Source organism: Pseudomonas sp. FME51, assembly GCF_014897305.1.
Genome location: NZ_JABUYN010000010.1, coordinates 26,894 through 38,940 on the forward strand (window position 1 = coordinate 26,894; position 12,047 = coordinate 38,940).

12 protein-coding genes are annotated in these 12,047 nt (G+C 58.4%); 5 read left to right on the forward strand and 7 right to left on the reverse strand.

Annotated elements, in window-relative coordinates; genetic code table 11:
- From crcB to INT39_RS16490, 4 genes are read right to left on the reverse strand one after another with little or no spacing between them, the layout of a single operon-like run.
- The gene (gene crcB / locus INT39_RS16475) at positions 1 to 372 is read right to left on the reverse strand and encodes a fluoride efflux transporter CrcB (RefSeq protein WP_193075098.1); all 372 of its coding nucleotides are present in this window, start codon (positions 370 to 372) and stop codon (positions 1 to 3) included.
- Positions 369 to 1,700 (reverse strand): replication-associated recombination protein A, encoded by a 1,332-nt coding sequence (locus INT39_RS16480; protein ID WP_193075216.1) that lies wholly within the window; start codon positions 1,698 to 1,700, stop codon positions 369 to 371. Before INT39_RS16480 ends, crcB begins: the two co-directional genes overlap by 4 nt.
- Before the next feature lies 1 nt (position 1,701).
- Positions 1,702 to 2,340 (reverse strand): outer membrane lipoprotein chaperone LolA, encoded by a 639-nt coding sequence (gene lolA, locus INT39_RS16485; protein WP_193075099.1) that lies wholly within the window; start codon positions 2,338 to 2,340, stop codon positions 1,702 to 1,704.
- A gap of 18 nt (positions 2,341 to 2,358) precedes the next feature.
- The gene (locus INT39_RS16490; RefSeq protein WP_193075100.1) at positions 2,359 to 4,767 is read right to left on the reverse strand and encodes a DNA translocase FtsK; all 2,409 of its coding nucleotides are present in this window, start codon (positions 4,765 to 4,767) and stop codon (positions 2,359 to 2,361) included.
- Positions 4,768 to 4,945: 178 nt separating this feature from the next.
- Between INT39_RS16490 and aat the strand changes: the two genes are divergently transcribed.
- From aat to infA, 3 genes are all read left to right on the forward strand, one after another.
- On the forward strand, positions 4,946 to 5,653 hold the full coding sequence (gene aat / locus INT39_RS16495; protein ID WP_193075101.1) for a leucyl/phenylalanyl-tRNA--protein transferase: 708 nt from the start codon (positions 4,946 to 4,948) through the stop codon (positions 5,651 to 5,653).
- A 52-nt stretch (positions 5,654 to 5,705) separates the two neighbouring features.
- Positions 5,706 to 6,413, forward strand: a complete 708-nt coding sequence (locus INT39_RS16500) for an arginyltransferase (protein ID WP_193075217.1) — start codon at positions 5,706 to 5,708, stop codon at positions 6,411 to 6,413.
- A gap of 127 nt (positions 6,414 to 6,540) precedes the next feature.
- A complete protein-coding gene (gene infA / locus INT39_RS16505) occupies positions 6,541 to 6,759 on the forward strand; it encodes a translation initiation factor IF-1 (protein WP_036989719.1) in 219 nt (72 codons plus the stop codon).
- 143 nt (positions 6,760 to 6,902) lie between these two features.
- Here infA and INT39_RS16510 read toward each other — a convergent pair whose 3' ends face one another.
- Entirely contained in the window at positions 6,903 to 8,111 is a 1,209-nt protein-coding gene (locus tag INT39_RS16510; protein ID WP_193075102.1) for an acyl-CoA dehydrogenase, read from the reverse strand.
- Positions 8,112 to 8,286: 175 nt separating this feature from the next.
- On the opposite strand from INT39_RS16510, the gene INT39_RS16515 reads away from it, so the two are divergent.
- Positions 8,287 to 9,234, forward strand: a complete 948-nt coding sequence (locus INT39_RS16515; RefSeq protein ID WP_193075103.1) for a LysR family transcriptional regulator — start codon at positions 8,287 to 8,289, stop codon at positions 9,232 to 9,234.
- An 11-nt stretch (positions 9,235 to 9,245) separates the two neighbouring features.
- On the opposite strand, the gene INT39_RS16520 is transcribed toward INT39_RS16515, so the two are convergent.
- Positions 9,246 to 10,097, reverse strand: a complete 852-nt coding sequence (locus tag INT39_RS16520; RefSeq protein ID WP_193075104.1) for a substrate-binding periplasmic protein — start codon at positions 10,095 to 10,097, stop codon at positions 9,246 to 9,248.
- 43 nt (positions 10,098 to 10,140) lie between these two features.
- Positions 10,141 to 10,752, reverse strand: coding sequence for a tRNA-(ms[2]io[6]A)-hydroxylase (locus INT39_RS16525; protein WP_193075105.1), 612 nt, complete (start codon positions 10,750 to 10,752; stop codon positions 10,141 to 10,143).
- A 166-nt stretch (positions 10,753 to 10,918) separates the two neighbouring features.
- Between INT39_RS16525 and INT39_RS16530 the strand changes: the two genes are divergently transcribed.
- Entirely contained in the window at positions 10,919 to 11,779 is an 861-nt protein-coding gene (locus INT39_RS16530) for a universal stress protein (protein ID WP_193075106.1), read from the forward strand.
- Positions 11,780 to 12,047 lie beyond the last annotated feature (268 nt).

Here is a 12,047-nt window from a genome sequence, read left to right on the forward strand (position 1 = left end):
CTATCGAGTCAGCATCAGGCCGGCCCAGGTGGCGATCAGACAAAGACACACACTGAGCAGGACATATCCCAGAGCCAACAGGCTCTGGCCATTCTCCAGCAGACGCCAGGCGTCCAGAGAGAAGGTGGAAAAGGTGGTGAAAGCGCCAAGGAAGCCGATCATCAGACCTTGTTGCAACAGCGGCGACAGCTCCGGGCGGTTCAGCCACAGGCCATATAGTATACCTATCGCCAGGCATCCGAGCAGGTTGATGATGAAGGTCGCCAGCGGGAATGTGCCAGGCCACAGCAATTGCACGCCCGATGCCAGGCCAACTCGGGACAGTGCGCCCAGCGCACCACCCAGGGCAATGACCAGCACTGTCTGCATCATGGTTGCTTTCTGCGCTTGTTCGAGCTGGCGGCATCCAGCCCGCGCAGGTACTCCAGCTTCTGGCCGATCTTCAGTTCCAGCCCGCGCTTGACCGGCTGGTAATAGCGGCGCGGTTGCAGTTCTTCAGGGAAATAATCCTCGCCGGCGGCATACGCCTCTGGCTCATCGTGGGCATAACGGTAAGCCTGGCCGTAGCCCAGCTCCTTCATCAGTTTGGTCGGTGCGTTGCGCAGGTGCAGCGGCGGCTCCAGCGATGGCTGTCCTGCGACATCCTGCAGGGCCATCTTGAAGCCTTTGTAGACCGCATTACTCTTCGGCGCGCAGGCCAGGTAGGCAAGGGCCTGTGCAATCGCCAGTTCCCCTTCCGGACTGCCGAGGCGCTCCTGTACATCCCAGGCACTGAGACACAGTGTCAACGCACGGGGGTCGGCGTTGCCGATATCCTCACTGGCCATACGCACCACGCGCCGGGCGATATACAGCGGATCACAGCCGCCATCGATCATGCGCGCAAACCAGTACAGCGATGCATCCGGGTCAGACCCGCGTACGGACTTGTGCAAGGCCGACATCTGGTCGTAAAAGGCTTCTCCACCCTTGTCGAAACGCCGGCGGTTGTCATTCAGCAGGTCACCGACCAGCTCAATATCGATGGTTCCACCGTCCGCCACCAGGTCAGCGGCGATCTCCAGCAAGTTAAGCACTCGGCGCGCATCGCCATCGGCGGCGCCAATCAGCACGGTGCGCGCCTCCGGAGTGATATCGAGACGATGGGCTCCCAGACCGCGTTCGACATCCGTCAGCGCCCGGTCGAGCAAGGCGCCCAGCGCCTGTTCATCCAGCGATTTGAGCACGTAAACGCGTGCCCGGGACAACAGGGCGTTATTCAACTCGAAGGAAGGGTTCTCGGTGGTGGCGCCGATGAACAGCAAGGTGCCATCTTCGACGAACGGCAGGAAGGCATCCTGCTGCGCCTTATTGAAGCGGTGCACTTCGTCGACGAAGAGTATGGTCTGACGGCCGTTCTGCGCGGCATGTTGACGGGCCTGATCCACGGCCAGACGGATATCCTTGACCCCAGCCAGCACCGCCGAGATAGTCACGAAGTGCGCATCGGCAAGTGTTGCCAGCAGCTTCGCCAAGGTGGTCTTGCCCACGCCCGGCGGCCCCCAGAAAATCATCGAATGCAGTGCGCCCTGCTCCAGCGCAACCCGCAAAGGGCGGCCCTGACCAAGCAGATGTTGCTGGCCGGCATACTCATCGAGACTCGCAGGCCGCATGCGCGCCGCCAGCGGTTGATGGCGCGCGGGATTGGCAAACAGGTCCATATCACTCACTGATGACATCGACCCCGGACGGCACAACGAAGGTAAACTGCTTCTCATCCAGCGGTTGGTTCAGTTCGATATTGCGGAACAGGATGTTGGTGCGCTGACCGATAGGGTCATTCATCTGCATATCGTTGATCATGCCATCGGTGAAGGAGATCCGCAGGTGATCGAACATGGAATCAGGTTCTCTGGGTGTCAGAGTGAAATCCTGCACGTTGCCGCCCTCGGTCCATTCGATAGTGAAATTCTGCTGCAGCTGGCTGACGTCACCTGACAACAACAGCGCTGGGGTATGGCTGAGGCGCTTGTCCATCTTCTGGATGGTGACCTGCTCAAGGTCCGGGTCATACAGCCACATCTGCTCGCCATCGGAGATCAGCAGCTGCTCCAGCGGCGGGTCAGTATGCCAGCGAAACATGCCGGGGCGCTTGAGCGCCAGGGTACCGGTGGTTTCCTGCAAGTTGGCGCCGTTGGAACTGAGCGTCATCTGCGAGAAGCCACCGGTCATGGTACGGGTCTGGGACAGCAGTTCGTTCAGTCGTTCGGCCGCGCGAGCCTGGTCGTCCGCCATGACGGCCAGGGGCAGCGCAGCGAGGCATACGGCAGCCAGGGTGGAACGCAGTAGTTTGCTGATCATTTTCGAGCCATTACTCCACTAGTCACGTACGGGAGGCGGCGCGAGCACTTCGCGCGAGCCATTGGTATTCATCGATGTTACGACACCGGCCATTTCCATGGATTCAATCATGCGCGCTGCTCGGTTGTAACCAATCTTGAGCTTGCGCTGAACTGCCGAGATGGACGCACGACGACTTTCGGTGACGAATCGCACTGCCTCATCGTACAGTGCGTCTTCCTCTTCACCATCGCTACCCATGCTGCCACCGTCAAAGCTTCCCGCGCCGCCGTCATCGGCACCGTCAAGAATGTCCTGAATGTAATCCGGTTCACCACGCAGCTTCCATTCATCCACCAGACGGTGCACCTCTTCATCGGAAACGAAGGCGCCGTGCACCCGTACCGGCAAACTGGTGCCCGGCGGCATGTAGAGCATATCGCCATGACCAAGCAGCTGCTCGGCGCCGCCCTGGTCCAGAATGGTTCGCGAGTCGATTTTGCTGGATACCTGGAACGCCATACGCGTAGGAATGTTGGCCTTGATCAGACCGGTGATCACATCCACCGACGGGCGCTGAGTTGCCAGAATGAGGTGAATACCGGCGGCACGGGCTTTCTGTGCGATACGGGCAATCAGCTCTTCGACCTTCTTGCCGACGATCATCATCATGTCGGCGAACTCATCGATCACCACCACAATCACCGGCAGAGTCTGCAACTCTGGTGGTATGTCATCCATACTTTCACGCCGGAACAGCGGATCAGTCAGCGGCTCGCCGGCCTTCTGGGCGTCCTTGACCTTGCGATTGAAGCCGGCCAGGTTGCGCACGCCCATGGCCGCCATCAGCTTGTAGCGGCGCTCCATCTCGGCCACGCACCAGCGCAGCGAATTGGCAGCCTCCTTCATGTCGGTAACCACCGGACACAACAGATGCGGAATACCTTCGTAGATCGACAATTCCAACATCTTCGGGTCGATCATGATCAAGCGCACCTCTTCAGGGTGGGACTTGAACAGAATGCTCAACAGCATGGCGTTGACCCCAACCGACTTACCCGAGCCGGTAGTACCGGCCACCAGCAAATGCGGCATCTTGGCCAGGTCGGCGAGCACAGGCTTGCCGCCGATATCGTGCCCCAGCGCCAGAGTGACCGGCGATTGCGCCTCATCGAACTCGCGGGTCTGCAATACTTCCGACAACCGGACAATCTCGCGATCCTCGTTGGGGATCTCGATACCGACGGTGGTCTTGCCAGGGATGACCTCTACCACCCGTACGCTGATCACGGCCAGAGAACGCGCCAGATCCTTGGCCAGGTTGGAAATCTTGCTGACCTTGACCCCAGGCGCAGGCTGAATTTCGAAACGGGTAATGACCGGGCCCGGCTGAACCTTCTCCACTTCAGCCTCAACACCGAAATCCTTGAGCTTGATCTCCAGCAGACGGGACATCCCTTCCAGAGATTCAGGCGAGAAGCCCTTGCTGATCTTGCTCGGCGGGTCGAGCAGCGCGATGGGCGGCAACGAGCCAGGCACCACAGGCTCAAAGCTCAAGGGCGTCTGTCGCTCCTTCTGGGTGCGTACGCTGGCTTGTACCGGCTTGGTATCCAGCGGCTCTATTACCGGCGGCTGACGCTTCTCCTGAGCGGCGACATGTTTGGTCAGTGACTCCTGACGCCGGCTTCGCGAGGCCTCGGCCTGGCGCTTCTCTTCCGCAGCAACGCTCGGCTCACGCCGCGCCGCCGGCTCCGGGCGTAATGACGCAGAGCGATTTTCCGCTCTGCGCACGCGCCATCCAGCCCACGCCTGCCTGAACAGATCGAACAGATCCAGAGTGATGCGGCCCGCAAGGTCCATGACCCTGAACCAGGACAGATTGGTGAATACGGTCAGGCCGAACAGAAACAGCGTCAGGAACACCAACGTGCTGCCCTGCATGTTCAATACCGGATAGGCCATCTCGCGCAACAATTGACCCAGCGCCCCGCCCGCACCAGCCCCCTCCGGGAAACCCTCGGGGGCTGTCCCGTGCAGAGCAGCCAGTGCCGTGCCAGCCAGCAAGGTGAGTACAAAACCGATCAGTCGCCAGGAAAACAGCCAGCCATTCCAGACAAACGGCAAGTGTCGCCGACGGAACATCTGCCATACCTTGACGGCTACAATCAGGGGGAACAGATAGGCCAGGTAACCCAGCATGAACAGCAGCACGTCGGCGATCCAGGCGCCCATCCGCCCACCGGCATTCTCCACAGCCAGCTCACCGCTGCTGCGGGTCCAGCCGGGGTCGCCAACGTTGTGGGTAAACAGCGCCATGCACAGATACAGGCATAGCGCGATCATGCCCAGCAGCGCTCCTTCGCGCAGGCGCAGGCTGAGTTGCTCTTGCCAGGCAAAGTGCTGGCCTTTGTGAGATCGGGTATCCTTCAACGCTCTGGCTTCCGTCATGATTCAGCTGCCTATTGTACAGGTTCTGCAAAGTTCAGTTGAATTGACCTGTAAAGATGGGTTGCGTTCCTCCAATAACGGGAACTATCTTGATTAGAGACAATAACTTAACGCTTCTTCTTGATAAACCTTTTAACAGATCCATTGATCTGAAAATGAGAACCGCACAGGATTTGGAATGACCGAACTGATGTGGCTGGATCCGGACAGCCTGGATTTCCCCCCATCCAACGAAGCGCTCGCCAACCCCAATGGCTTGCTTGCCGTGGGCGGAGATCTGGCTCCCGCTCGACTGATGGCAGCCTACCGACAGGGTATCTTCCCCTGGTACGAAGAGGGACAGCCGTTGCTCTGGTGGTCTCCCGATCCGCGAACGGTGCTTCTCCCCTCCTCGCTGCATGTCTCGCGCAGCATGGGTAAGTTTTTGCGCAAGACCGATTACATCGTCACCTTCGACCGAGACTTTGCCGCCGTGATCCGCGCCTGCGCCGAACCACGCGATTACACCGATGCCACCTGGATCACCCCCGAGATGCAACATGCCTATATGCAATTACATCAATGGGATGTAGCCCACTCGGTAGAGGTATGGGATGGCGATGAACTGGTTGGCGGGCTGTATGGCGTTGCCCTCGGTAAGGTGTTTTTCGGCGAGTCCATGTTCAGCCGCCGCGACAATGCCTCGAAAACCGGCTTTATCGCCTTGGCTCGTCACCTTCAGGAACGCGGCTGCGAGTTGATTGACTGTCAGATGCCGACCGATCACCTTGAAAGCTTCGGCGCCCATGCAATTTCCCGAAATGACTTTGTCGCCGCATTGAGCGAGCTCTGCAATGAACAGGTTCCGACCTGCTGGCGGGCAATGCCCAGGCAGTCAGAGCATTGATGCTGCCGGCGCAGCTTCTATACTGGGGGGCGTACCTTCCAGAGCGATCCCCATGACTGATCTGGCGCACCTGAAATTCTATGCAACGCAGCCGCACCCCTGCAGCTACCTGCCCGGCGAACAGGCGGTGACACTGTTTCTCGACCCGCATCAGGCTATTGATATAGCCACCTACGGCAAGCTGTCCGAGCTGGGCTTTCGCCGCAGCGGGGAGCACCTGTACCGACCACACTGCGCCCAGTGCGGGGCCTGCATTCCTGCACGTATCCCGGTGGCTGTTTTCACGCCAAGCTCGCAGCAGAAACGCATTCTCAAGCGTAACCGGGATCTCCAGATGCGCACTACCCGGCCAGCAATAAGTGATGAAATCTACCAACTGTATGCCCGCTACATAACCGCCCGCCACAGTGACGGCGACATGTACCCGCCGAGCCGAGAACAGTTTCGTTCGTTCCTGGTGAGTGAGGATGCGTTCTGCGAGTTCAACGAATTCCGCCTGGACGGCCGTCTGCTGGCTGTCGCAGTCACCGACCGCATGCACAACGGGCTGTCCGCCGTGTACACCTTCTTTGATCCGGACGAAGCCCGTCGCAGCCTGGGTCGTTACGCTATTCTATGGCAGGTGGAACAGGCTCGGCAGGCGAATCTGCCGGCAGTCTATCTCGGGTACTGGATCAGAAACTGCCAGAAGATGAACTACAAAACCGAGTATCGTCCGCTGGAAATGTTGGTCAACCAGCGCTGGATCCCGGTTACGTAACCAGACCCAGGTAAAAATACCAGTCATAACTTGGCTGTTGCCGGCTTTTAAGGCACAATTGCTCACCTTTTTTGCGAGCCCTCATCCTGACGGCCCGCTTTGCAACAAATTGAGAGGCCTTTGCTTAATGGCGAAAGAAGACAGTATTGAAATGGAAGGCACCATCGTGGACACCCTGCCCAACACCATGTTCCGTGTTGAGTTGGAAAACGGCCACGTAGTGACTGCCCACATTTCAGGCAAGATGCGCAAAAACTACATCCGCATCCTGACCGGTGACAAGGTGCGCGTTGAATTGACGCCTTACGACCTGACCAAAGGCCGTATCACCTACCGCGCCCGTTAATCACGGACGCCCATCCGCAACGCCCCGACTTTCTTGTCAGGGGCGCCGGTTGACCCGGCAGAGCCTTCCAGCAGCCCCAGAACGCAAAAACCGTGTGCAAACACGGCAGCTTGCACACGGCTGTCTATGGAAGAGCGGCTGAATCAGCGCGCCATGTAACGACCCAGCTCAATCTTGCCGATCGATGCGCGGTGCACCTCATCCGGACCATCCGCCAGACGCAACGTTCTCTGCATGGCATACATGTGTGCCAACGGCGTATCCTCCGACACCCCAGCCCCTCCATGCATCTGGATCGCCCGATCGATTACTCGCAAAGCCACGTTAGGTGCCGCGACCTTGATCTGTGCGATTTCGCTCTTGGCGATCTTGTTACCCACGGTATCCATCATGTAGGCAGCGTTCAACGTCAGCAGACGCGCCTGGTTGATCTCGATGCGCGACTCGGCAATCAAATCGATATTACCGCCCAACTGAGCCAGGCGACGACCGAAGGCTTCACGCTCCACTGAACGCCGACACATCAGTTCCAGCGCACGCTCTGCCGCGCCAATCGAGCGCATGCAGTGGTGAATACGGCCCGGCCCAAGGCGCCCTTGAGCAATCTCGAACCCCCTGCCCTCACCCAGCAGTACATTGCTGTAAGGTACGCGGACATTCTCCAGCAGCACTTCGGCGTGGCCGTGGGGTGCGTCGTCATAACCGAAAACCGGCAGCGGGCGCAGGACTTTCAGGCCCGGCGCATCCATCGGCACCAGTATCATCGAGTGCTGCTGATGGCGCGGCGCGTCAGGATTGGTCAGCCCCATGAAAATCATGACCTTGCATCGCGGATCACAGGCGCCGGAGGTCCACCATTTACGCCCATTGATGACCCACTCATCCCCTTCTCGGCGTGCATTGGCCTGCATATTGGTCGCATCAGAAGACGCCACGCCCGGCTCGGTCATACCGAAACACGAGCGAATTTCACCGGCCAGCAGTGGCTCCAGCCATTCCTTCTTGTGTTCTTCACTGCCGTACCGCACCAGCACTTCCATATTGCCAGTATCCGGCGCGCTGCAGTTGAATGCCTCCGATGCCAGGCCAGAGCGGCCCATCAGCTCGGCCAGCGGTGCGTACTCCAGATTGGTCAATCCAGCACCCAACTCGGACTCGGGTAAAAAGAGATTCCACAAATCGGCGGCTCGTGCCTTTTCCTTGAGCTCTTCGACAATCGCGGTGGGCTGCCAGCGGTCACCCTCATTGACCTGCTGGTGGAATGTCGCTTCCGCCGGAAATACATGCTCCTGCATGAACGCATCAACCCGCTCACGCAACTGTTTGACCTTGGGGGAGTATCCGAAATCCATATTTATGCGCCTTTTCTGATTTTGTTGTGCGTATGTATCTGGGGTACAAAAAAGGTAGATGAGACAGGCAGATTTATCTAATCTATTTTCCGCGTGTATAAAGATTCATAAGTTATATATACTCGACCGCGCCTATAAGAGCCTATAAACGAGCCAAATGAAGGATGATGCTGCGATGAACCTCAGTAAAGTAGACCTGAACCTGTTCATTGTGTTTGACGCTATCTATACCGAAGCGAACCTGACCCGAGCCGGACAGATCGTCGGTATTACCCAGCCAGCAGTGAGCAATGCGTTGGCCAGACTGCGCGATACCTTCAATGACCCGCTGTTCGTCCGTACCGCCCAGGGCATGGTGCCCACACCGATGGCCCAGAACATCATCACGCCAGTGCGGCATGCCTTGCAGCTGCTGCGCGTTTCCGTGCAGGAAAGCCGTAGCTTCAACCCCGACCAGGCCAACAAGACCTACCGGATCAGCATGACTGACCTCACCGAGGCCGTGATCCTGCCACACCTTGCTGCTCGTATCCGGCGTCTGGCGCCGAGCATCACCATCGACAGTTTTCTCACTCGTCGCCGGGAAACCACCAAGGAACTGGCCGCGGGCCGGCTGGACTTTGCCATAGACGCCCCCCTGAATACCGACACCCAGGTGCGCCACGTCAAACTGTTCGAAGACCGTTATGTATGCATCATGCGTAAAGGGCACCCGCTGGCTGGAAAAGACAAAATTACCCTGGATGACTATCTGGCGCAGTCACACATTCACATCTCCAGCCGCCGCAACGGTTTGGGACATGTGGATCTGGCACTGGGCAAGATGGGTATTCAGCGCCGCGTGGTGCTGCGCTCGCAGCATTATCAGATGGCCCCGCTGGTTCTGGAATCAACGGACATGGTAATGACCGTCAGCGAACGCTTCGCTCTGCGCCACAATCTTCATTGGGTGAAATTGCCGATTGACGATATTCCGCCGATCCAGACTCACCTGTTCTGGCACGAGAGCACCGACCAAGACCCTGCCAACCGCTGGATGCGCGAGCAGATCATTGAGCTGTCACAACAGCTCGAACGGAAAATGAACAAGGAAAGGGAAGCCTCGGCTCAGGCTGAAGGCTGATTCAGCCCGCCTTACTCCAGCGCAGGCTCTTCCTGCGCTATCGGAGCGAATTGCTCGCGCCAGATTTCGCGGTATTTCTCCAGCAGCCTGCGTGGCTCGCCCTGCCTGACCATCCGATGCATACCTTGCGCCAGCGCCGCGCGCAGGGCGGGAGAGTTGCAGGCCGAGTTATGGGATACGGTGTAATGCAGCGGCTCGTTGATCAACGAGCCTTCAAGCACATCCAGCTGTTCAAGAATATTCATCTGCGCCGCCAGAGCCAGACCCTGATGCCGCTCATAGACAACGTAATCGGCACGATCGCGCAGCAGCAGCTCAAAGGATTGCTCGATTGAAGGGACAGCACTGATCTCAAGGTGATCTGCGGCATAGGTATCAAAGGCCGCGCCGAAGCTGTTGTTGACCAGTGAACTGCCGCGCTTGCCGCGCAGATCACCCCAGCCGCTGTAAGGAAATGCCTTGCCACGCTTGACGAAGATGACGCTCGGCACCTCCATGTAGGGCGGATAGATATAATCCATCTCGGCCAGACGACCCGGCGTCAGAAAGGCGCCGGCGAGCATATCAACCCGACCACTGCGCACTTCTTCCTGCGCGCGCGCCCAAGGGCCGACATTCAATACATCAACGTGAATACCGCTACCTTCGAGGGCATTTTCCAGCAACTCCACTGCGGCGCCGATCAGCCGCTTGGAATCATCGGGGTCGGCCCAGAGCACCGGGGGATACTGGGCATTGCCGGTAACGACGATGCGCTCACAAGCCCCGCCGGCCGCCAGGCTCGGACTACTGACGCCCAGCAGTGCCAGCACAAGCGTTGCCGACAGACACAACCCGCTGTTGAATCCCCTACGCACTGCCATGGATCACCTCCGCCAATTCATCTGCCCGCAGTATAGCGACAGATCAGGCGGCCGAATCAATGGCACCGCTGTGAAAGCGGAATTCCGTGTCGTTTTCAATGATGGCCTGGGATTCCACCTCGGCAAAAAACGCAACCCGTTCATCTATCGACTCATCTGCATAGTCGCGGGCGAGCTTGAGGTAATCCTGATAATGACGAGCCTCGGACTTGAGCAGTGATCGATAGAAATCGCCCAGCTCGGCATCCAGATGCGGTGCCAGCTTGGCAAAGCGCTCGCAGGAACGCGCCTCAATGAAGGCGCCGACGATCAGCGTATCCACCAACCGCCCCGGCTCCACCGTGCGCACATGCTGGCGCAGCCGTTGAGCGTAATGGCTGGCGGACAGGCCTCGATAGGCTATTCCGCGCTTACCCATCAGCGCAATAACCTGCTCAAAGTGACGCAGCTCCTCGCGCGCCAGGCGCGACATCTTCCGCAGCAGATCCGGCTTGTCGATATAACGAAACATGAGATTCAGCGCCGTGGAGGCCGCCTTCTTTTCACAGTTGGCATGGTCGATCAGCAGCTCTTCAGGATGCTGCAGCGCCTGTTGCACCCAGGCATCGGGAGTAGCGCGCCGCAGGAAGGCGAGCAATTCGTCGGGGAGTGTCATGTCTTCACGCAGTCAGATTGGTCAACCGGTGATTATACGGATATCCACCTGCGCCTGTCAGATCTGCGCAAAGGATGTTGACCCACGTCAACGGCATAACAAAAAAAACCGTCTACATTGATAGGTGTACGGCAACACGATGCTTTGTTTATCAAGGGAGAAGGCCATGCAAGCCATCAAAAGAATGCTGGTTGTGATTGACCCGACCAGGGAAGACAACGTGGCGCTGGTCCGATCAAGGCTGATTGCTGCCTTTATTGGCGCCGAGCTGCACCTGCTGGTCTGCGAGAACCGTCAAGACTACAAGCCAGTGCTGGCAGAATTATGTGCCGGGCTGGAGGCGGCTGGCATCAAGGCCGATTACACCCAGGCATGGCACTCCAACCTGACCGATACCATTGTTCGGACACTGGTGGCGGAAGGCTGCGGCCTGGTTATCAAGCAGCACCTGCCGGACAACCCCCTGAAGAAAGCCTTGCTGACACCGGACGACTGGAAGCTGTTGCGGCATTGCCCGGCCCCGGTGCTGCTGGTCAAGAATAGCGCCTCCTGGATGCATGGCAGCGTGTTGGCTGCGGTTGACCTGGGCAACCACGACGATCAGCACCATGTATTGCATGACACTATCGTCAGCCATGCAGCGGACATCGCCGACATGATCAATGGTCAGATGCACCTGATCAGCGCGCACCCTGCCCCCATGCTCTCGGCCGCCAACCCGGTTTACCAACTTCGCGAGAATATCGTCAAGATCTACGTCGACAAGGCCGCACGCTACCGCGATGAATACAACATCAGCGAAGCCAATCTGCACATTGACGAGGGCCCAGCTGACACCCTGATTCCCAAAGTGGCCCATGAAGTTGGTGCCAGCGTCACGGTTATCGGTACCGTCGCCCGAACGGGCATTTCCGGTGCCCTGATCGGCAATACCGCCGAGGTTGTGCTGGATCAGTTGAGCGGGGATGTTCTGGTGCTCAAGCCCGACGACATGATTGCCCATCTGGAGGAGTTGCTGGAAAAATGACAGGAAGTGGCCTGCCGACTTATGGCAGGCCACCAATCACCTCGACTATTGGCTGTCAAACCAGCCAAGACCCGGCTTGAAACATCGCTCACCTTAACTTTACCCGCCTCTTGCTGTAGAATCCGGACCGCCGTAAGAGCTGTGTCCAGGCGTTTGCCCGCAACCCGTATTCTGTTACCCCAGTACACCAGGTTGCCCCCACCAGATCGGGCCTGCGCTTGCACCCTGCGCTATTGTCGGCATCCCAGGTCCGTGAGGATGACCGTTC

Bases quoted from the DNA above. Each gene is read 5' to 3' on its own strand.
- crcB (WP_193075098.1), bottom strand. From the start codon at position 372: ATGATGCAGACAGTGCTGGTCATTGCCCTGGGTGGTGCGCTGGGCGCA.
- INT39_RS16480 (WP_193075216.1), bottom strand. From the start codon at position 1,700: ATGGACCTGTTTGCCAATCCCGCGCGCCATCAACCGCTGGCGGCGCGC.
- lolA (WP_193075099.1), bottom strand. From the start codon at position 2,340: ATGATCAGCAAACTACTGCGTTCCACCCTGGCTGCCGTATGCCTCGCT.
- INT39_RS16490 (WP_193075100.1), bottom strand. From the start codon at position 4,767: ATGACGGAAGCCAGAGCGTTGAAGGATACCCGATCTCACAAAGGCCAG.
- aat (WP_193075101.1), top strand. From the start codon at position 4,946: ATGACCGAACTGATGTGGCTGGATCCGGACAGCCTGGATTTCCCCCCA.
- INT39_RS16500 (WP_193075217.1), top strand. From the start codon at position 5,706: ATGACTGATCTGGCGCACCTGAAATTCTATGCAACGCAGCCGCACCCC.
- infA (WP_036989719.1), top strand. From the start codon at position 6,541: ATGGCGAAAGAAGACAGTATTGAAATGGAAGGCACCATCGTGGACACC.
- INT39_RS16510 (WP_193075102.1), bottom strand. From the start codon at position 8,111: ATGGATTTCGGATACTCCCCCAAGGTCAAACAGTTGCGTGAGCGGGTT.
- INT39_RS16515 (WP_193075103.1), top strand. From the start codon at position 8,287: ATGAACCTCAGTAAAGTAGACCTGAACCTGTTCATTGTGTTTGACGCT.
- INT39_RS16520 (WP_193075104.1), bottom strand. From the start codon at position 10,097: ATGGCAGTGCGTAGGGGATTCAACAGCGGGTTGTGTCTGTCGGCAACG.
- INT39_RS16525 (WP_193075105.1), bottom strand. From the start codon at position 10,752: ATGACACTCCCCGACGAATTGCTCGCCTTCCTGCGGCGCGCTACTCCC.
- INT39_RS16530 (WP_193075106.1), top strand. From the start codon at position 10,919: ATGCAAGCCATCAAAAGAATGCTGGTTGTGATTGACCCGACCAGGGAA.